The 22,067-nt window shown below is 37.3% G+C and carries 18 protein-coding genes; 2 read left to right on the plus strand and 16 right to left on the minus strand.

What is annotated here, in order from left to right; genetic code table 11:
- The first annotated feature begins 200 nt into the window (after positions 1 to 200).
- Positions 201 to 1,745 (plus strand): gluconokinase, encoded by a 1,545-nt coding sequence (gntK, locus tag FEZ13_RS07460; RefSeq protein ID WP_255473073.1) that lies wholly within the window; start codon positions 201 to 203, stop codon positions 1,743 to 1,745.
- A 153-nt stretch (positions 1,746 to 1,898) separates the two neighbouring features.
- Here the strand turns inward: gntK and gnd are convergent, their stop codons facing one another.
- Positions 1,899 to 2,795 carry a phosphogluconate dehydrogenase (NAD(+)-dependent, decarboxylating) gene (gene gnd, locus FEZ13_RS07465; RefSeq protein WP_146552065.1) on the minus strand — a complete coding sequence of 299 codons (897 nt, stop codon included), beginning with the start codon at positions 2,793 to 2,795 and terminating at the stop codon, positions 1,899 to 1,901.
- Positions 2,796 to 2,938: 143 nt separating this feature from the next.
- Between gnd and FEZ13_RS07470 the strand changes: the two genes are divergently transcribed.
- A complete protein-coding gene (locus tag FEZ13_RS07470; RefSeq protein WP_146552066.1) occupies positions 2,939 to 3,784 on the plus strand; it encodes a MurR/RpiR family transcriptional regulator in 846 nt (281 codons plus the stop codon).
- A 72-nt stretch (positions 3,785 to 3,856) separates the two neighbouring features.
- On the opposite strand, the gene FEZ13_RS07475 is transcribed toward FEZ13_RS07470, so the two are convergent.
- The 15 genes from FEZ13_RS07475 to FEZ13_RS07550 form a co-directional block, all read right to left on the minus strand.
- Positions 3,857 to 5,185: a GntT/GntP/DsdX family permease gene (locus FEZ13_RS07475; protein ID WP_146552067.1), complete on the minus strand. Its 1,329-nt coding sequence runs from the start codon at positions 5,183 to 5,185 to the stop codon at positions 3,857 to 3,859.
- A gap of 1,113 nt (positions 5,186 to 6,298) precedes the next feature.
- Positions 6,299 to 6,877 carry an outer spore coat protein CotE gene (gene cotE / locus FEZ13_RS07485; protein ID WP_146552776.1) on the minus strand — a complete coding sequence of 193 codons (579 nt, stop codon included), beginning with the start codon at positions 6,875 to 6,877 and terminating at the stop codon, positions 6,299 to 6,301.
- A gap of 492 nt (positions 6,878 to 7,369) precedes the next feature.
- Positions 7,370 to 7,807: a YlbF/YmcA family competence regulator gene (locus FEZ13_RS07490; protein ID WP_146552068.1), complete on the minus strand. Its 438-nt coding sequence runs from the start codon at positions 7,805 to 7,807 to the stop codon at positions 7,370 to 7,372.
- Positions 7,807 to 9,354 (minus strand): tRNA (N6-isopentenyl adenosine(37)-C2)-methylthiotransferase MiaB, encoded by a 1,548-nt coding sequence (gene miaB / locus FEZ13_RS07495; protein ID WP_146552069.1) that lies wholly within the window; start codon positions 9,352 to 9,354, stop codon positions 7,807 to 7,809. Before miaB ends, FEZ13_RS07490 begins: the two co-directional genes overlap by 1 nt.
- Positions 9,355 to 9,661: 307 nt before the next feature.
- Positions 9,662 to 10,528: a 2-oxoacid:ferredoxin oxidoreductase subunit beta gene (locus tag FEZ13_RS07500; RefSeq protein WP_146552070.1), complete on the minus strand. Its 867-nt coding sequence runs from the start codon at positions 10,526 to 10,528 to the stop codon at positions 9,662 to 9,664.
- Entirely contained in the window at positions 10,515 to 12,266 is a 1,752-nt protein-coding gene (locus tag FEZ13_RS07505) for a 2-oxoacid:acceptor oxidoreductase subunit alpha (protein WP_146552071.1), read from the minus strand. The genes FEZ13_RS07500 and FEZ13_RS07505 overlap by 14 nt, the downstream gene beginning before the upstream one ends.
- 536 nt (positions 12,267 to 12,802) lie before the next feature.
- The gene (locus FEZ13_RS07510; protein ID WP_146549294.1) at positions 12,803 to 13,069 is read right to left on the minus strand and encodes a stage V sporulation protein S; all 267 of its coding nucleotides are present in this window, start codon (positions 13,067 to 13,069) and stop codon (positions 12,803 to 12,805) included.
- Positions 13,070 to 13,155: 86 nt separating this feature from the next.
- Positions 13,156 to 13,953, minus strand: coding sequence for a TIGR00282 family metallophosphoesterase (locus FEZ13_RS07515; RefSeq protein WP_146552072.1), 798 nt, complete (start codon positions 13,951 to 13,953; stop codon positions 13,156 to 13,158).
- Positions 13,954 to 14,115: 162 nt separating this feature from the next.
- The gene (gene rny / locus FEZ13_RS07520) at positions 14,116 to 15,669 is read right to left on the minus strand and encodes a ribonuclease Y (protein WP_146549970.1); all 1,554 of its coding nucleotides are present in this window, start codon (positions 15,667 to 15,669) and stop codon (positions 14,116 to 14,118) included.
- Between the two features lie 551 nt (positions 15,670 to 16,220).
- The gene (recA, locus tag FEZ13_RS07525) at positions 16,221 to 17,273 is read right to left on the minus strand and encodes a recombinase RecA (RefSeq protein WP_146552073.1); all 1,053 of its coding nucleotides are present in this window, start codon (positions 17,271 to 17,273) and stop codon (positions 16,221 to 16,223) included.
- Between the two features lie 436 nt (positions 17,274 to 17,709).
- A complete protein-coding gene (locus FEZ13_RS07530) occupies positions 17,710 to 18,963 on the minus strand; it encodes a competence/damage-inducible protein A (protein WP_146552074.1) in 1,254 nt (417 codons plus the stop codon).
- A gap of 250 nt (positions 18,964 to 19,213) precedes the next feature.
- Positions 19,214 to 19,792 (minus strand): CDP-diacylglycerol--glycerol-3-phosphate 3-phosphatidyltransferase, encoded by a 579-nt coding sequence (gene pgsA / locus FEZ13_RS07535; protein ID WP_146549298.1) that lies wholly within the window; start codon positions 19,790 to 19,792, stop codon positions 19,214 to 19,216.
- Positions 19,793 to 19,839: 47 nt separating this feature from the next.
- Complete coding sequence (locus tag FEZ13_RS07540) at positions 19,840 to 20,757, minus strand: helix-turn-helix domain-containing protein (protein WP_146552075.1); 918 nt, start codon at positions 20,755 to 20,757, stop codon at positions 19,840 to 19,842.
- A 17-nt stretch (positions 20,758 to 20,774) separates the two neighbouring features.
- Positions 20,775 to 21,575: a DUF3388 domain-containing protein gene (locus FEZ13_RS07545; RefSeq protein ID WP_146549300.1), complete on the minus strand. Its 801-nt coding sequence runs from the start codon at positions 21,573 to 21,575 to the stop codon at positions 20,775 to 20,777.
- A 212-nt stretch (positions 21,576 to 21,787) separates the two neighbouring features.
- A complete protein-coding gene (locus tag FEZ13_RS07550) occupies positions 21,788 to 22,045 on the minus strand; it encodes a DUF3243 domain-containing protein (RefSeq protein ID WP_146552076.1) in 258 nt (85 codons plus the stop codon).
- Positions 22,046 to 22,067 lie beyond the last annotated feature (22 nt).

Genomic DNA, 22,067 nt, shown 5'->3' on the forward strand with positions numbered 1-22,067 from the left:
AGCCATAAAACTCCATAACCATTGCATCATCAATATAGAAGGCTGAATTTTCAAAACTATTCTTTTTTCACTGTAATCCTTTTCTTAATGAGTTATGTCCAGTAAAATGATGATGAGAAATATTTTTTCTGGAAGAATAAAATTAGTAGAAAATATTTTTATGAATTCATGTGTTTTTGTATAAAGGAGAATAAATTGTCATGTCAAAAATGTCTTATTATCTAGGCGTTGATATAGGTACTACCTGCACCAAAGCCGTACTTTTTGGTGATAAAGGTCAAGTCATTAGTATGCATCATGTGGGCTATCCATTGTATAGTCCTTCTCCCAATGTTGCAGAACAAGATCCAGATGAAATTTTGCAAGCGGTTAAAACATCGATTTATATTGCAATTCAACAAAGCAAAATTGATATAAATGATGTAAAACTTGTTTCATTCAGCGCAGCTATGCATAGTGTCATTGCGATCGACCAAAATGGCAAACCTTTGACAAACTGTATTACATGGGCAGATACGCGTGCAACAGATTGGGCAGAAAAAATTAAAAAGGAAATGAATGGCCATGAAATCTATAAACGTACAGGGACTCCTATCCACCCCATGTCGCCACTTTGTAAAATTACGTGGTTACGTCATGAAAAACCAGAGATTTTCCAACAAACATTTAAATTTATAGGGATGAAGGAATATGTGTTTCACGACTTTTTCGACCGCTATATTGTTGATCATTCCATTGCATCTGCAACAGGGATGTTCAATCTTACGCATAATGATTGGGATGAAACCGCATTAAAAGTGGCCGGCATCACAAAAGATCAATTATCAGAACTAGTGCCTACTACGTACTATCTTGATGGATTAAAAAATGAAATTGCAGAAGAAATCGGCTTACCATTACATGTTCCATTTGTAATAGGCGCTAATGATGGTGTTTTATCAAACCTTGGTGTGAATGCGATTGACCCGGGCGTCGTCGCTGTCACGATCGGTACAAGTGGTGCGATTCGTACAGTGACAGATCACCCTGTAACGGACCCAAAAGGCCGGATCTTCTGTTATGTACTAACCGACAAACATTGGGTTGTCGGGGGACCTGTCAATAATGGCGGGATGACATTTAGGTGGGTTCGTGACGAATTGGCAGCTTCCGAAGTAGAAACTGCAAAACGCTTAGGAATAGACCCCTATGATGTTTTAACGAAAATTGCTTCTCATGTAAAACCAGGTTCAGATGGATTGTTATTCCATCCTTATCTAGCAGGTGAACGCGCCCCATTATGGAATGCCAATGCAAGGGGTTCATTTTTCGGGTTAGGCTTACATCATAAAAAAGAGCATATGATTCGTGCAGTGCTGGAAGGCGTGATCTTCAATCTTTATACGGTTTTCATCGCATTGCAAGAAGTCATTGGAATCCCCAACAAAATTCAAGCGACAGGTGGCTTTGCGCGTTCTGAATTATGGCGTCAAATGATGGCAGATATATTTGACCAAGAAGTATCTGTTCCTGAAAGCTTTGAAAGTTCGTGCCTTGGCGCGATCGTCCTTGGTATGTATGCTTTAGGAGAAATCAAGGATTTTTCAATTGTATCTGAATGGATCGGCTCAACACATGTTCACAAACCAATTAAGGAAAATGTAGAGGTATATGTAGAATTAGTCCCCATTTTCATCCGGGTTTCTCGATTACTTGAACAAGAATATTACGAAATGACGAAGTTCCAGGAGAAATGGGTAAAATAATTATTTTCATGTAAGTGAGCCTTCACTCAGGGAAAGGTTTATTCACCCCCTACTTGTCCTCTAAGTTTTCATGTAGGGCTTATTGTTTGTATGGGATAAGTAAAAAAAGCTAGTGATCATTTATCGATTGCTAGCTTTTTCAATGGCCTGTATTTATTTCTTCTCAACAGCGTGTCCACCAAATTCGTTGCGAAGTGCTGCGACTACTTTCCCCGTAAATGTATCTTCTTCTAAAGAGCGATAACGCATCATCAATGCTAATGATGTGACAGGAACAGGTACTTTTAACTCTAGAGCTGTTTCAACTGTCCACTTTCCTTCACCAGAAGAATGCATAATCCCTTTAATCTCCTCTAATTTTGGATCTTTCGAAAAGGCATTTTGTGTTAGTTCCATTAACCAAGAGCGAATAACCGAACCATGATTCCACATTTCCGCCACTTTTTCATAATCATAGTCAAATGGGCTTTTTTCTAACACTTCAAAACCTTCTGCGATGGCTTGCATCATTCCATATTCAATCCCATTATGAATCATTTTCAAGAAATGACCGCTGCCTGATTGACCAGCATATAAATACCCCTTCTCTACGCAAATATCTCGGATAAATGGTTCAATGACTTGAAACGCTTGTTCATCTCCGCCAATCATCATACAAGCACCATTCAATGCGCCAGCAGTACCACCACTTGTGCCAATATCCATAAAGAAGATCCCCTGTTGTTGTAATTCTTCTGCAATACTTATAGCTTCCTTATAATGTGAGTTTCCACCATCAATTAAAATATCACCAGCTTCAAGCATTTCTTTTAATTGCTCTACAGTATCTTTGGTTATTCTCCCCGCAGGGACCATTAGCCAAATGACCCTTGGTTTCGGTAAAGCCTTTACCAATTCTTGTAAGGATGTAAAAGTATCGCCACCTTCTGATGAAAAATTCTTTGCAGCCTCTGCATTCACATCAAAAGCAAATACACGGTGTTGGTGTTTCAATAAATTTAATCCGAGATTAAATCCCATTTTTCCTAATCCCACTAACCCTATATTCATCTATAACGCTCCTCTTTCATTTCAATCTTGATCCTATTATACTAAAAATAATTTCTAATTTTCAATTATATAATGAAATATTTTTTCTTTTATTTAAATATGCTATACTACATGTACGATTATTATTTGAAAGGAATTCCTTTATGACACAAAATACGATTAAAAAGATCCATTCTCTATATCCTCGCTTTAGTGAAAAGGAAAAGAAAATTGCGGATTATATCCAAGAAGATCCTACACGTATTATTAATAAAACGATTAACGAAGTTTCTGCTGATTTAAACATTGCTGATGCCACTGTTTTTCGTTTTTGTAAGCGCTTAGGTTTTAAAGGATATCAAGCAATGAAAATCTCTTTAGCCTCTGAAATCATCACACCCATCCAACAAATTCACGAGGAAATCTCAGAAGAGGATGATGAAAAAACGATCTTCGAAAAAATTTTCAAATCCAATATTCGGACACTTGAAAATACGATGCATATTTTAGAGGAAGCATCCATGATCAAAGCGGTTCAATTAGTAAATCAAGCAAAACATATTTATTTTTATGGTACAGGTGGTTCTTCCGTAATAGCTATGGATGCTTACCATAAATTTATAAGAACAGGTGTTAAATGCTTTGCTTTTATCGATTCGCATTTCCAATTGATGTCCGCTTCACAAGTATCTAAAGATGACCTAGCAATTGTTATTTCACATTCGGGTCGTAATCGAGATACTATTCAAATTGCTAAAACTGCAAAAGAAAATGGGGCTTCGATCATCGCCATTACAGGATTCCCAAAATCACCTATTAGTCAATTAGCGGATGTCGCTCTCTATACAAGCTCAGAAGAAACAGAATATCGTTCTGAAGCCCTTTCCTCTCGAATTGGACAGTTGAGTATCATCGATGCATTGTATGTTAATACAATGATTCAACATAAAGACGAAGCGAACCATGCACTTGAAAGAATGCGTCATGCTATTTCCCAAACCCGTCTATAAGAAAAAAGGAGAAGACTTTGTATATCCTCAATCTTCTCCATCTTCTTTCTTCCAATCTATATTTCTGAACCATTAGATCCATACATTCATAAACAATGCACATGCAAATGCGACAAACGAAAGAATCGTTTCTAAGACGGTCCAAGTTTTAAATGTTTCTTTAATGGATAATCCTAAATATTCTTTTACCATCCAGAAACCGGCATCATTCACATGTGAAAACATTAATGACCCCGCACCTGTGACAATGACTAAAAGTTCTAAATTAACGTCTGCCATGTTTGCAATAATAGGAGAGACGATTCCGGCAGCTGTTGTTAATGCCACTGTTGCAGATCCTGTCGCGATTCGTATCATGCCAGCAATGAGAAAGGCCAATACCAATGGTGATACTGAGAAGTTTTGGGCTAAATGACCAATGGTATCACCAACACCACTGTCGATAAGGATTTGTTTGAATCCCCCACCAGCACCTACGATCAAAACGATGGACCCAACAGGAATTATACAATCTTCTGTAAACTTTTTAATCGCTTTTTTGTCCTGTCCTAGTCTAAATCCAAGAAAATAATAAGCAGAGAAAACTGAAATAAGAAGTGCTATTAGCGGACTTCCAATAAACATAAACGCATTTTCAAATGATTTGCCAACGTGCATATAAGGTGCCATTGTGCCAACAATCATTAAAAGTACTGGAAGTAAAATGGAGAAAAACGAAATAAATGTACCAGGTAGCTGATTTTCATTCTTTTCTTCTATATGCACAAATTCTGGTTCTTCTTCAGGAGTTACTCGTTTACTAATATATTTTGCATAAAGGGGACCACCGATTATACCAGCAGGAACTGCAATGATTAATGAATAAAGCAGAACTTTCCCTAAATTAGCGTTATAAATTCCAATGGCAGCCACTGCGCCTGGATGTGGTGGCACTAAACCATGAACGATTGATAATCCAGCAATAGCCGGTAAGGCAATCAATAAAATATTTTTCTTTGAAGCTTTTTGAATAGAAATAACAAGTGGAAGTAAGATTAAAATTCCAACCTCAAAAAATACTGGAATCCCAATAACAAATCCAGAGAAAAACATTGCCCACGGTAATTTCTTTTCACCAAATACATGGATAAAGAAATTGGCAATTTTTAAACCTGCCCCCGATTCCGCAAGCATTTTTCCTAGAATAGCACCTAATGCAATGATACCAATTAAGTGTCCCAGTGTTCCTCCAACACCTGTTTCATATGCTTTTACAATTTCATCAAGGTCCATACCAGCAAAAATAGCAAGGAAAAGACTGGCCATCAATAGGCTAATAAATGCGTGCCATTTAAATATTGATACGCCAACTATAACAATAACTATCGCTAATAAAGTGATAATTAATAAATACGCGTCCATTTTAATCCCCCAGATTCAATATTCGCTCACATATAATGTAAGCACTTTCAATAAATTTAATTATACAAAAAAAATTTCGTAAATCAATATATTTTAAGAAAAAAATTATTTTATTAATGGACCGTATTTAATTTAATATATATTTGCAGGTGTGCTGATTATTCAATTTAAGCCATAATAATAAGGAGGCTTTCACGTTTATGCTCGCATGTTTATCCTGATTTTTCCTAATCAACACACCATATTTAAACTCTTTACTGAAAGATGGACAAATACCCCTTTTTATCATCTGTGATTCTTTAAAATAGGTTCAAAAGGTCATCAAACTTTTTGATAACTTGATCATATTCACTTACGTTTCCAAAACCGTACTTGGCGTAAACAAAAGGGATACCTGCATACCGGGATGCCTTTAGATATGCCATCCTCCCTATTATTTATCATATATGTGAAAGAAATTTTCTTTTTGCAGTGAAAAATACTGAGTTGAGAAGTATATAAGATTCACACTGTTGGTTGAATAAAACGCAGAGAGCTTGACCTGACTCTTCTACAGTCAAATCGTCTACCTATAAAAGGATGGACAGGATTCGAACAAATCATTATGCTTGTCTCTCCATGAATAACGGAATATATTTACTAGATTTTAAGACCCCCATTACTCCTCCTATCTCTCAAAAAGAAGAATCAATCTATAATAGCAGAGGAGTTACTCACTATTATAGACTGATTTTATACTTTAGAAAAAAACTATTGACTGGAGATAACAAGGAACTGTTCGGAAAATCGGTTTCACAGACTTTTTGGTACAGTTCCTTTCAAAAACATAAAGTGAAACTCCATCAGTGGGGGTTTTCTTCATCCCCCACTAAAAAAGAGGAACGGAAGTGAAAAACGCCACGTCCTGTGGCAACACCTGAGTGACCAGCATCCTGCCCGCCCGAACCAATCGGACGCATGCGGCAGTTGATCCCCCATCTATCTTTGTCGTTTCTCTCTATATCTTGAGATGGGGTTTTTACTGCCCGTTAATGTGGGATAAAAAAAGTACCAACAAGAAATGTTTTATTTTCTGTCGGTACTATTATGGACTTTTAACCAATCTTTTTTCGTTTATTTATGGAAGGACGATGACTCTAAATCGGACAGATCAGATGAGGATGAACTTGAGCTTGATGAGCTTGATGACTTAGAGGAGCTTGATGATGAGCTCTCCTCTTCAAAACTCCATTCCTCTTCATACTCAAGAGGATGGATGCTAATACAAATGGTTGTTTCTCCCACGACTTCTGCTAATAACTCTCTTTCAATGGTGACCACAAAGTGTTCACCATCTGGTCCAATGACTGCTTCGACACAATTTGGCTGTTGTAAGACGCGAATATGCACCTCTTCTTTCCCAGTTGACTCATCCTCGCGATAATGTAATTTAATGCGATCACGATATGAAATCGATTCAGAAAATACAGCCGTTTTGGAATGATTATTGTATGCGTACCATACATTAATATCATACTTACCTGTTACCTCTACGAACTTTCCATTTTTCTTTGCTGAATAAGTATGATTAATCACCCAACACCCTAAAATACTTGATGGCCTATTTGGTGGACGTAACGTTTCACTACATTCTGTACGCTTTTTCCCCTTTGCAACCACTGCTTTGGTTACAATATGACGTAACTGTTTCAGCATAATTCCTCCTTTGCTTCCGTTCACCACATCATATGCGTCTTTTGCCCAGTGGGTGCCTAATTCTGAAAGAAAAAGTCGAAATTCTCCAAAACAATGGTGTTTTGGAGTTTCTCACCATAGGTACAGGAATCGACACTTTATACAGTAACGGGTTTCTTCACTCCTCACGAAACATGCTTTTACTAGCAATGGATTCCACCTGTTTATTACCTAGGCGCTAGGAGATTTGCTGTCTATTCATGCGGATAAAAAGGATACCATCAAGTGTTTTCAACACTCCTATGGCATCCTTTGCTATACCTATATATTTTAAGTGAAACATCTGGTAGAGATTTTCTCCGTCTCTCACTAAGAGATAAGGTGAACTAATCCAGTCTGTACAGAGGCAATTCCTCTACAATTATCCTTCTGCTTTTTACTAAAGTCTTAGCATCAAACTGACTACCTATTTATGCAGGATAAAATTGGACAGCAGCCCAATTGATCTCATTATGAACAACTTCCTGGCTCTGAATTACGTACTTTTGAGCCGGTTTCCCCACGTAAAAGATCGCCACCAGTTGATACAACGATTTCATCCGTCACATTATTAGCAATTGAGTTTGCCACAAGTTGAAGCAAATCATTAACATCGCCTTGTGATTGTTTGAATTCCACAACAATTGGCAATTCATCAATTTCTTTTTCAATTTTTTCAATTTTTTCTTCTATTAATTTTAATGCTTTTTCTTTGCCATAATATTGGAAATTTACCGCTTGTTTTTGTAAACTTTTTAGGCTTGCAATTTTTTCGCGAACAAATTGATTTTCGTTTATTTGTGCTTCTGCACGTTTAAAAAATTCCACTTCTTCCGTATTCGCAATCATGTGTGCAATTTCGTGCGCTTTTTCAATAATATCATCTTTTGTATATACTTTTTCTGTCATTATGCTTTCACCTCTATACCTGATACTATTTCGACAAATTCGCCTTGTAAAGACCATGTTTTAGCATCAGTAATTTTAATTTTTACTATTTTCCCAATCACATTTCTAGGTGCTTTAAAGTTCACTAGCTTATTTCTTCTTGTATATCCAGCTAATACATCCGGATTCTTTTTGCTTTCCCCTTCGACCAGTACTTCGACCACTTGTCCCTCATATTTTTTTAGGGCTTGAGCAGAAAGCTCATTTACTACATTATTTAAACGTTGTAAACGGTCTTTTTTTACCTCTAGAGGTACATTATCCTTCATCTTTGCTGCAGGCGTTCCCTCACGTGGTGAATAAATAAATGTATAAGCCGCTTCAAATCCGACTTCTTTATATAATGAAATCGTTTCTTCGAATTGTTCTTCTGTTTCATTTGGGAAGCCTACGATAATATCTGTAGAAAGTGCTATATCCGGAATCGCTTGACGAATTTTGCGAACCAGTTCTAAGTAACTTTTACGTGTGTATTTCCGTGCCATTATTTTCAACATACCATCTGAACCAGACTGAACGGGTAAGTGAATATGTTCGACTAAATTTCCTTTTTTGGCAAGCACTTCGATTAAATGATCATCAAAATCTCTTGGATGGCTTGTTGTAAAGCGAATACGTGGAATATCGATCTTTCTTAACTCATCCATTAAATCGCCTAAACGATAATTTCGATCTACAAAATCTTTCCCATAAGCATTAACGTTTTGACCAAGTAAGGTGATTTCCTGATAGCCTTGTGCCGCTAAGCTGCGTACCTCTTGAATGATCTCTTCCGGCTGACGGCTGCGCTCTTTTCCTCGTGTATACGGCACAATACAATATGTACAGAATTTATCGCATCCGTACATAATATTCACCCAAGCCTTTATATTTCCCTTCCGCACTTTAGGAAGATTTTCAATAATGTCTCCTTCCTTCGACCATACTTCAACAATCATTTCTTTAGAAAGATATGCTTCATGTAAGATCTCTGGTAAACGGTGGATATTATGTGTTCCAAAAATCATATCTACTTGATCATATGTTTTTAGGATTTTGCTGACAACTGCTTCTTCTTGTGACATACAACCACAAACACCAATAAGTAAATCTGGATTGCTTTGTTTTAATGGTTTTAAGTGACCTAGTTCACCAAATACACGATTTTCAGCATTTTCACGAATAGCACATGTATTTAACAAAATGACATTGGCTTCTTCGATATCTTCTGTCGGTTCATATCCAAGTTGGGTGAAAATACCTGCCATTACTTCTGTATCATGTTCATTCATCTGACAGCCATATGTGCGGATTAAAAATTTTCGTCCAACCCCCATATCCTCATACTTTCCATCAATTTTAAAATCTTTATGATATTGAATTTCTTCTTTTCCTCGTCTTTTTGCATTTTTTAAAGATGGTGCTATATAGATCGGGTTAAAGTATTTGCTATAATCTTTTTCCGTTTTTTGAGTAGTCAATGTAGTTGTTTTTGCTTGTTGACTTTCAAGTCGTTGTTTTTCGTTCATCGATAAACCCCTTTCATTTGAATACCCATTACTACATTATACTGAAAGAGAGGGCATTCTCACAAGATTAGAGTCTCAAATGTTCATAAATAGCCATATTCACATCGAATTATTTTTGATCAATCCATCGTTCTGTCATGATACACGTTATAAATTGTTGATTTCGCTACTTATTTTTTGGCTCATCATCGTAACTTGGGATTGATTTATACTCCTGCATCTTGATACGGAGAACTCACTCCCTATATGAAATGAAAAAATCACCCATCCTTGTTGAATGAGTGATTTTTAAAAGAATGAATTGGTATTACATAAACTCTTTCATCAATTCATTTAGTTCTTCTTCTTTTATCATAATATCCGCTTTGTTTAGCGGTTCTTCATGATAGCCAATAACCTTTTCTTGGTAGGATGGTTCATTTTCGTTTTGATAAATGATACCCGTAACAAGACCTTCGTACTCCATCACTGTCCTCATTGCTTCAGTACGGTTAGATGGATCATACCCTTCTACGCTTGAAAGCTTGGTAATATGTTCTTTAAACCAATCATAGGTGTTGACTTTATTATAAGTAACACAAGGGCTAAATACATTGATAAATGCAAAGCCTCTATGTTTCACACCCGCTTCAATAATGGCTGTAAGCTCTTTCAAATCTGTTGAAAAGCTTTGTGCAACAAAAGTAGCTCCGGAAGAAAGGGCCACTTCTAAAGGCTTTAATGATGGCTCGATAGCGCCACCAGGTGTTGATTTTGTTACAAAGCCAGCGGCAGATCGTGGCGATGTTTGACCCTTTGTCAATCCATAGATTTGGTTATCCATTACAACATAAGTAATATCGATATTGCGTCGGATGGAGTGGATCGTATGCCCCATACCAATGGCAAAGCCGTCTCCATCACCGCCTGTAGCGATAACATTTAAATCACGATTAGCCATTTTTAAACCTTGTGCAATTGGTAATGCACGACCATGAATACCATGTAAACCATATGAATTAATATAGCCTGATAAACGACCAGAACAACCAATACCTGAAACTACGGCTAGTTCATGCGGTTCAATGTCAAGATTGGCTGCAGCACGTTGGATTGCTGCCTGCACTGAAAAGTCACCGCACCCTGGGCACCAGTTAGGCTTTACTGTGTTACGAAAATCCTTAAATGTCACCATCTGTTAGCAACTCCTTTACACGGTCAAGCAATTCCAATGGTAAGAATGGTGTACCGTCATATTTTGTTAAATTTACAATCTTATCATGATGACCCATGTTTAATTTTAAAATATTCGCTAATTGACCCGTTGCATTATTTTCAACGACAATTACCTTTTTGGCATGATCAATCAATGGTTTCATTTCTTCAACTGGGAATGGATAGATCAATCGAATATGTGCATGATTTGTTTTTATGCCTTCAGCATCTAATACAGGACGAATTTCTTCAATCGCCCCTTTGGTAGAACCAAAGCCTACTAGTAATACATCTGCCTCTTCATTCGGCGCATCTGTAAATACAGGTGTATCAAAATGAACATATTGTAATTTGCGGAAACGTTTGTCCATTTGTTTTTTACGGTTTCCAGCTGCTTCAGAAGGTTTCCCTTCTTCATTATGTTCAACCCCTGTTACATGGTGAATACCATATTTTTGACCAGGAACGACACGTGTAGAAATGCCATCTTCCGTAAATTCATATCGTTTAAAATATTGTTTATCTTCTAATTCAGGAAGTTCGTCCATCTTTAATTTACCACGGTTGATGCTGATTTTAGAATAATCGAATGGTTCTACTGTTTGTTTTCCAAGTGATAATTGTAAGTCAGATAATACGATGACTGGTAATTGTAATTCATCCGCAATATTAAATGCTTGAATCATATCATAAAATGCTTCTTCACCAGTAGATGGTGCAATGACTACTTTTGGAATTTCACCGTGAGTACCATATAACATCGCCATAAGGTCAGATTGTTCTTGTTTTGTTGGAAGACCTGTTGATGGACCACCACGTTGTGTATCAACGACAACCAGTGGTGTTTCGGTCATTCCTGCTAAACCAAGCGCTTCCATCATCAGTGATAGACCTGGACCAGCCGATGCTGTAAAGGCACGTACACCACCGTAGCTTGCACCAATCGCCATTGTTGCAGCCGCGATTTCATCTTCTGTTTGAATAACAGTACCTCCGAATTTAGGCAGTTTTTTAATGAGATACTCCATGATTTCTGATGCTGGGGTTATTGGATATGCACTCATTAAACGGGAACCAGCGGCAAGTGCCCCTAAAGCAAGTGCTTCGTTACCGATCATAAACAAGCGATGTTTGCCGTCACCTGGTTCAAGTTCAAATTTACCAACTTGATCTTTTAACAATTCATTCGTTATTTGATGACCTTTAGCAATTGCCTCCATATTTTTTTGTACAACCGCTTCTCCCTTACGACCGAAGATTTCATTGACAACACTTTGGAAAACTTCATCCTCAAGGTTCATCAGCGCAGCTGTTGCACCGATTGCTACCATATTTTTCATCAGTGAGGTACCAAGCTCTGTTGCAATCTCTGTAAATGGTACGATATAAAGTTCTGCTAGGCAATCTTCTGGTTTTGCAGGTTTAAATTTAGCATCTGCTAAAATAACCCCTTCTTTTGTTAGTTCTTTATAGTTAATCTCAATTGTTTCTTGGTCAAATGCTACCAATATATTCAAGTCATCTGGAATCGTATGTACAGTTGACGTACGTACGTTAATTTTATTATTCGTATGGCCACCCTTAATACGAGAAGAGAAATGACGATATCCATATAAATGGTAACCTAATCGATTCATTGCTGTAGAGAAAATTTCTCCAGTACTTTCAATCCCTTCCCCTTGTTGCCCACCGACTTTCCAAGAAAGCTGATGTAACATTGATCAACATCTCCTTAATATATAACGTATAAGCTTTTTATCCTTCATAAGTTTATCACGAACATACGCATGAAACTATCGTTATGAAACGATTTCTCTTAAAATCAGACCTTTGACGGAAAAATTTGTTCATAAAATTGCAATGATTTACGCTCTTTATACATATATTTTTATCCAAAAACATAAAAAAATACCGGAATCAGTTATCCGGTATTTCATTTATTATAGTTACTCACGTTTTTAGTGAAAAATCAATGCACTTCGGCTGTCTAAATGATGATGTGATTTGGATTTTCCCCTTAGTCAACCGCCTCTGTTTATTGTTTATCCCGCTTTAACGGGCAGTAAGACCCCATCTCAAGTTTGAGAGAGAAACGACAAAGATAGATAGGGGATCAACTGCCGCATGCGTCCGATTGGTTCGGGCCAACATGATGTTGGTCACTCAGGTGTTGCCACAGGACGTGGCGTTTTTAACCTGAGTTCCTCTTTTTTAGTGGGGGATGAAGAAACTCCCCACTGATGGAAGCTTCACTTTATCGTTCTTTTTTTTCAACGAGTAATTTTAAAGCTGTTCGATCCTCACCCGCTATTAAAATATCTGTAAATGCTGGTGAACACGTTAAATCAGTACCACTCGGCGCTACAAAACCTCTCGCAATTGCGATCGCTTTCACAGCCTGATTGAGGGCACCTGCCCCAACTGCTTGCATCTCTGCATATCCTTGCTCTCTTATCACTGCCACTAATGCACCTGCTACGGAATTTGGGTTGGAGCGAGACGATACTTTCAATGAATCCACAACTATTCCTCCCTTAGTTTGAAAAATCGGGGACATTTTGATTGTCCATGAAGCATTGTATGCTCACCATGCATAAAATAGACTAATTAAGGAACGAATGGATAATCGGCATTTATATAGACACGTTCAAAATTTTTAGCTTTACCCGATTGTTGATCAAGCTCAACGAAAAATCCGCTTAATACTTCTCTACCTTGTTTTGGTACTTCAAAACGTGTTGGCATATTGGTTCTAAAACGATAAATCACATCTTCCTTTTTCATGCCAAGCACTTCATCATATGGACCAGTCATACCAACATCCGAGATAAATGCCGTGCCTCCTGGGAATATGCGAGCATCCGCGGTTTGTACATGCGTATGCGTACCTACTACAGCGGATGCCTTGCCATCTAAATACCAGCCTAACGCTATTTTTTCACTTGTTGTTTCTGCGTGAAAATCTACAAAAACAAGGGGAGATATTTTTTTCGCTTGGTTCACTAATTCTTCTGCTTTCGCAAATGGATCTCCATGGGGTGGTAAAAATGTACGACCATGTAAATTAATGACGGAGATCGTTTCGTTATTTTTAGTAACGGACACCATTCCTTTACCAGGTGCTTCATCCGAAAAATTTGCCGGGCGAATTAAAAATTCTGCATCATCGATAAAATCAAAAATCTCTTTTTGATCCCATGTATGATTTCCCATTGTGATAACATCTACACCTATCATCAACAAATCCTGATAAATGCGTTTGGTTATTCCTCGACCGGCAGCCGCGTTTTCACCATTAGCAATTACAACATCCACATTATATTTTCTTTTCAATCGAGGTAAATAAGTTTCAACTGCATCCAGACCCATATTTCCAACAATATCTCCTATAAATAATACTTTCATTTTATCCACTCATTTCCATTAAAAAAGGCTTCTCGACCGAAGTTCTGAGAAGCCTTTTATCAATTAAATTCAAAAAAGTTTAAACCTGCAGTTCAACTGATATTCAATTAAGCTTCAGTGACACAACTTTTCATCTTAAAACAAGCCACTTCTGCCTTACAATTATTTTGCGTATTCAACGGCACGAGTTTCTCGGATGACAGTTACCTTAATATGTCCTGGATAGTCTAATTCATCCTCAATTTGTTTACGAATATCTCGAGCTAGACGATGTGATGCCAAATCATCAATTTGATCTGGTCGAACTATAATACGGATCTCACGTCCTGCTTGAATAGCATAGGACTTTTCTACACCATCATAAGATTCGGATATTTCTTCCAATTTTTCCAGTCGACGAATATAATTTTCCAATGTTTCACTACGCGCCCCAGGTCTTGCGGCTGATAATGCATCGGCAGCAGCCACTAAAACTGCAATAACAGATGTTGGTTCTGTATCACCATGGTGAGATGCGATACTGTTAATAACAACAGGATGCTCATGGTATTTCGTAGCTAACTCAACGCCGATTTCAACGTGGCTACCTTCTACTTCATGGTCGATTGCCTTACCAATATCATGAAGTAAACCTGCACGTTTCGCTAGAGTAACATCTTCTCCTAACTCAGCTGCAAGTAAGCCAGCCAAGTGAGCAACTTCTATCGAGTGCTTTAAGACGTTCTGACCATAACTAGTACGATACTTCATTCGCCCAAGGATCTTTATTAAATCTGGATGTAGATTATGAATTCCTACTTCAAATGTTGTTTGTTCCCCAGTTTCTCGAATTTGTTCATCTATTTCTCGACGTGCTTTTTCCACCATTTCTTCTATACGCGCTGGGTGAATGCGTCCATCTTGAACAAGTTTTTCTAGTGCTAAGCGTGCCGTCTCACGACGAATTGGATCAAATCCTGATAAGATGACCGCTTCTGGCGTATCATCAATGATCAAATCAATACCAGTTAATGTTTCAAGCGTTCGGATATTGCGACCTTCACGTCCAATAATACGACCCTTCATCTCATCGTTTGGTAAGTTAACGACAGATACAGTCGTTTCTGCAACGTGGTCTGCTGCAAAGCGTTGAATGGCAAGTGATAGCACTTCCCTTGCTTTTTTATCAGCATCCTCTTTTGCACGTGTTTCAGCTTCTTTTGTCATAACGGCAATATCAGTTGATAACTCGCTTTCTACTTGTTTAAGTATAATTGCTTTTGCTTCTTCACGAGATAATGCTGAAATGCGCTCAATTTCGGATTGTTGTTTAGCAACAAGTTCTTCCACTTTGCTTTCCATCTGTACAATATGCTGTTGTCTTTCAGATAGAGCTTCTTCTTTACGCTCTAATCCTGATTCTCTCTTATTCAGAGCGTCATCCTTGCGGTCAAGATTTTCTTCTCTTTGCAATAACCGATTCTCTTGTTTTACAATTTCTGACCGGCGTTCACGGATGTCATTTTCTGCTTCAGTTCGAAGTTTGTGAGTTTCATCTTTTGCTTCAAGTAGTGCTTCCTTCTTAAGGGCTTCCGCTTCTCTTTTACCTTCTTCGATAATAAGTTCCGCAGAATTCTTTGCACCGTTCACTTTTGAATCGTTCACTTTTTTCATGATCAAATAGATAACAGCGGCACCGACGATAAATCCAAGCAAAGCGGAGATGATGATTTCCATCATTTGAATAACCTCCTCTTGCTGTTTCAAATTCTGTTTCAGTCGGCTTTACATTGATTATTCAATATAGTGCCAATTTCATTTCAATTTTAGAAATAATACAAGTTAATTGTATAGTTGATAAATAGACCTGTCAAGGATTCACAGTTTTTGAATGTATTATTATCCAGCTCTTACAGCTATTCCTTTGGTATTTTGTCATCTTCATAGTAAAAAGTTGTACTTTTTATTTTGATTGTTTCGTTTGCTACAGGAAGATGAAGATAATTAAAAATTTTTTCATTTTCACTATGTAAGGCTCGTCGCTTTCCGCTACACAATTATTAAATGTAGCGGTCATTAAACGTTCGTGTTTTTTATATGATTTTTGTGTTATGAAATGGACTCTATTATAAAATGGATCCTAATGTAAAAAAATAGAGCGCAGAAAACTGATCAATCAGCCTTCTGTGCTCTTTGTTATAATGTTTTCTTTTTCGACTTTGCTATATACCCTGTTGACTTTCGCGACAGGGGGTATACGCCCAATCGATTTTTACTCTGGTCTAACATTATTCTTCATCAAATAATGTTGGAGCTCCTTCATCTTCGCCTTTTTCAGATACTTCATATTCATCATCACCAATACCTGAAGCTACACGGATTTTTTGAGCAATTTCATCACGGATTTCTGGATTTTCTTTTAAAAATTGTTTTGCGTTTTCACGGCCTTGCCCTAAACGTTCATCTTCATAGGCATACCAAGAACCGCTTTTTTGTACGATATCCTTTTCAACACCGATATCGATAATTTCTCCTTCTTTTGAAATCCCTTCGCCGTACATAATATCTACTTCAGCTGTTTTAAATGGCGGCGCTACTTTGTTTTTCACAACTTTGATCTTCGTGCGGTTACCAACCATATCATTACCTTGTTTGATTGTTTCTGCACGGCGTACTTCTAAGCGTACGGAAGCATAGAATTTTAGCGCACGTCCACCTGGAGTAGTTTCAGGGTTACCAAACATCACGCCTATTTTTTCTCGGATTTGGTTGATAAAGATAGCGATCGTATTCGATTTATTGATAATACCAGATAATTTTCGTAATGCTTGTGACATTAAACGGGCTTGAAGACCAACATGGGAATCTCCCATTTCCCCTTCAATTTCTGCTTTTGGTACAAGTGCAGCAACAGAATCCACAACAATAATATCAATAGCACCACTTCGTACTAATGCTTCCGCAATTTCTAATGCTTGTTCACCAGTATCTGGTTGAGATAATAGCAATTCGTCGATATTAACACCAAGTTTAGAAGCATAAACAGGATCAAGAGCATGTTCTGCATCAATAAATGCTGCTTGACCTCCGTTTGCTTGTACTTCTGCGATAGCATGAAGGGCTACGGTTGTTTTACCTGAACTTTCTGGTCCATATATTTCAATGACACGACCACGTGGATAGCCGCCAACTCCAAGTGCTGTATCAAGTGCTAACGAACCACTTGAAGATGTGGCAACTTTACTGTCTGCCTTTTCTCCTAATTTCATAACAGATCCCTTACCAAATTGCTTTTCAATTTGTTTAAGAGCCATGTCTAATGCCGCTTTACGTTCGTCCAATCTAGTTCCTCCTTTGAAATGGGTTCTCTTATATTTCTGTTTCTACTATACTTCTTTTCTGAGAAAAAGACAAGAAAAAAGCGAACATTTATTCGTAAATTTTTATACACTATTGAAAAGTGATAGCTATAAATTATATGAAATCTATATTTTAATAGCTTATTTTAAGTTAAAAATTGATTTTTAATGAAAAATATCAGGTATGTTGATTATCCAATTTTATCCACAACATATAGGGTATTCGCTGATACGGCTTGCACGACTCATGTGGGCGCGGCTTGAGCCTTCTTAGCGAAGCTGTGGGGTCTCAACTGTTCTCTTTTCCCACGGAACATTAAATTTACTTCACTGCTTTTTCGCCTTCTCTAAAAATAGCTTACTTATTATCATCCCAAATACTTGTTTCATTTAAAGAAAGAGTATTCGAATCTATTGATCATTTTGAATATCCTTTTTTAACCAATAGCTGAATTAAATAATAAAATGCAAATTTAACTGCACAAAGACGGTTTGTATTACGCATGCCAGATAATTGCAATCGATAGGTAGCAGGCTGATCTTTGCCTATTGCAATTCCAATCCAAACTGTACCCGCTGGTTGATCGCCATGTGCTTCTGGACCAGCTGCCCCTGTTAACCCTACACCAATATCCGTATGGAACTTTTCCCTTACAAGATGCGCCATTGCTCCAGCACATTCGGCACTCACTACACCATATTTTTCAAGTATTTCTTTCGGCATTCCAAGCTGTTCTTTTTTTACTTGTTCCGTATATGTAACCATGCCACCTAGTAAAGATTGGCTGATCCCTGGATTGGCTGCAAGCTCTGATTGAAACAATCCGGCTGTTAAACTTTCTGCCGCTGAAATCGTTAGATGATTCGTTATCAATATCTCTGCTACTTTACTAGACAGTGAATCATCATCCACACCGTATAAATAATCTCCCACTCGTTCTAATATTTCTTTTTTTGTTTTATTGATCAATATCCAAGCTTTTTCGTTATTTTCGGCATTTGCTGTAATGCGCAATGTCACTTCTCCATCTGAAGCAAGTGGCGCGATTGTTGGATTAGACTGCTGATCTAGTAAATCTTGTATACGTACTTCTAACTCAGCTTCCCCTATTCCATAAAAACGTAGTACATGTGATACGATTTGGGCACCTTCATGCAAACGTGTGGCAAGTTTTGGCTTTGCCTCAAATTGGAACATAGGCTCCAGTTCCTTAGGGGGTCCTGGCAGTAGAATATACGTACGTTTTTGATCGTCATAGATCATTCCTGGAGCCATGCCATTCTTATTGACCAATACATCGCATCCCTTTAAAACCAGCGCTTGTTTACGGTTATTTTCAGTCATTGCTCGATTTTGTTTTTCAAAAAATACTTCGATTGATTTCACCGCATCTACATCATACACAAGCTCTGTTTGTAAATGCTTTGCAATCGTTTCCTTCGTTAAATCATCTTTTGTTGGGCCTAAACCTCCAGAGAAAATAATAAGATCTGCACGTGATTCAGCAATTTTAATCGCTTCCTCTAGACGAGCAGCATTATCCCCAACGACTGTATGATAATAAACATTAATTCCAAGTTCCGATAGATGATTAGAGATAAAACGGGCATTTGTATTAGTTATCTGCCCTAATAATAATTCAGATCCTACAGCAATAATTTCTGCATCCATCCAATTATTCCTCCTTCTACAAAGTGAAATTTCATACAGCGATGGTTTTCTTCAGCCCTTTGTATGGGTTGAACCAACCAATTTTTAACAAACAACTGAAAATCCATACGAAAAAGGATTTATACCCACGGTAATTTTTTAAAATCCTACTAAAAATGACTCATTCGCTTGAATTGAAAAAGCGCCACAAATAGTAGTGGTTGCTAGACGAAAATGGAATCTTTCGTTAAGCAAAATGAGCCGTGATATATTATTTTGATTCTAATAAAATTTTACGGTTTAACCAGAAGTAATCAATACCAGACCAAATGGTGAAAACCAGTGCAACATAAAGCATAAATGTTCCAAATGGAATACCCCACATGGCAAAAATAATGTTATTTAGTAATAATGATGCGATTGCGATGATTTGTGTCCAAGTCTTGATCTTACCGAGTTGGTTAGCGGCTACAACTTCACCTTGTTCTGCACAAATTAATCGTAAACCAGTAACCGCGAACTCACGGCTAATAATAACGATCACAACCCAAGCTGGTGCATCTCCCATCCCTACTAATAATATAAATGCAGATGAGACAAGCAACTTATCTGCCAATGGGTCTAAAAATTTCCCTAAATTCGTAACTAAATGATATTTACGAGCATAGTGGCCATCAATCCAATCTGTCATTGATGCGACGATAAAAATTAAAGCACCTACAAATTGTTCAACTGGTAGTGTAGCACCTAAAATAGATATATTGCCCCAATCAAAATCTAACACCATCAATAATACAAATACAGGTATTAGACAAATTCGAGAGACTGTAATTCTATTAGGAATATTCATTTGTTTCACCTTTCTTAACAAAGGAAAAAGTCATCTTTTTCAGATGACTACTTTTCTTCCTCAAATTTAATAACGATATTTTGAGTATAACGTTCTGCAGGAGTCGCTGCAAACTTAATCTTTTCATCATTTACATATACAGTACCATTTGCAGATGCTCCAAGTCTAACACGAACACTTTTGTGTCCAGTAGCATCTATATCGAGCTCATCACCATCACTATACATTTGATCTGCCTTATAAGAATCTGATTCATTGGAGATCTCCGTACCATTTTCATCTTGAATCCCTACCCAAGTTGAACCAGTAACTTTTACTTTGATCTTGAAGTCTTTAGCTCCTGTTAATGTATACGTAGTCGTTACACTATCGTTTTCCAAAACACCTTCTGAAATCTTTTGTTGCGTTTCTTCCTCTTTTTGTGTAGTATCGTCTGCATTATTTTCCTGTGTATCTGTTTTGGTTTGATCTTCTTTATCCTTATTACTATTCGTTTTGACATCTGTTGATTCCACTTTGACGTCTTGTTGTTTTGGTTCATCCACAACGTCATTGCTAGAATTATGTTGTTTCAAGAACCAAATGGCAGCAATAATAATGATGATAAATAAGGCAACAATTAATTTAGGCATCCAATCGGAACTGCCTCTAGATGCTTTCCTTGCTAAACTACGTCGTTGTTGTGGTTGTTGGACATTTGTAGTTGCTGTCACAGTTTGTGCCGTTTTATTGGCTGGAACTTCATCTTTGAATGTTTCTAATAATTCATTGCTATCTAATCCTACTGCTTCTGCGTATTGCTTGATAAACGCACGTACATAAAATGTTCCCGGCATAATGCTATAATTGCCTTCTTCAATTGCAGAAAGATAACGTTTTTGGATTTTGGTGATTTCCTGCAAATCATCCAGACTATAACCTTTTGACACTCTCGCTTCCTTCAAACGAGTTCCTAATTCTGTCAATTGTAAACACCTTCCTGTTAAAAATTAAATCCTCCAAAACCACCGAAACCATCCGAATCTTGTAAAAAGCTACTATTACGCTCAAGTACTTCGTATGTAATTTCTTCATCTGGATGATGTCTTAATTCGATAATATAATCAAAGTCCTCGATTGTATATTCAGAATGTTGCACGAACATATCAGGGTGTTCAATCACAATGGTGGACGGTAGTTGCATAATTTCTCGTACTAATTGTTGATGACGCTCGTCCATAGATCGTCTAGTAACAATTCCATCTAATATAAATACATTGTTACTATTAAATTCATCTCCAAGTAGTCGATTCCGCACGGTTTGTTTAATCATAGTTGATGATAAAAATAACCATCGTTTGTTTGCACAAACACTCGCTGCAACAATTGACTCTGTTTTTCCAACTCGAGGCATTCCACGAATTCCTATTAACTTACGACCTTCTTTTTTAAAAATCTCAGCCATAAAATCGACAAGAATCCCCAGTTCATCACGGACAAAACGAAATGTTTTTTTCTCATCCGCCTCACGTTGAATATATCGACCATGCCGAATAGCTAAACGATCTCGAGTAGTAGGTTGTCGAAATTTCGTCACTTTTATCATTTCCATTGTCGAAACTATACTTCTAAATCGTTCAATTTGTTCCTCTTTTTCGGCACGTAGAAGCATTCCTCTTCGCACTTGGTCAACACCATTTATCGTTACTATATTAACCCGAAGCATCCCTAATAATGACGCAATATCACCTAATAATCCGGGGCGATTGATTTGTATTTCATACTCAAAATACCACTCTCTCACATACAACGATCCCTTCTATTATAAAACGCATAAAACATATCTAAGTTCCATAATAGCCGATTTTTCTATAGATGAAAAGAGAAAAAGAAAAGGGTTGTCTTAAAAGTATCAAAATATACTTTTAAAGCATCCCCGTACTTATTTATAACGACGATTAACCTCGATGTCTAAAATGATTGTTGCTAAAAAATTGTTCAAAACTGTTCTTCTTCCTATTGAAGATTTTTATTTTGTACTAATCTGATCACACAATTGGCAATAGCCTCTTTTTCATTCTCAGAAGCAACACCCCATAAATCAGAAAGTACGCGTTCTTGTTCATTCTTGGGATCAACGTTTTTCGCTAAATATTCACCAATTTTCACTGCTGCTTGTCGAATGATCTTACTGGATATACCAGCCTGTTCAGCTTGTGCCACATTTTGTCCTAAAAAAGATGTCCAATGTTGCCAATTCTCTAAAATAGGCATACAATCCCTCCTTTACACGATG

It is taken from the genome of Rummeliibacillus sp. SL167 (genome assembly GCF_007896505.1).
Lineage (GTDB): Bacteria > Bacillota > Bacilli > Bacillales_A > Planococcaceae > Rummeliibacillus > Rummeliibacillus suwonensis.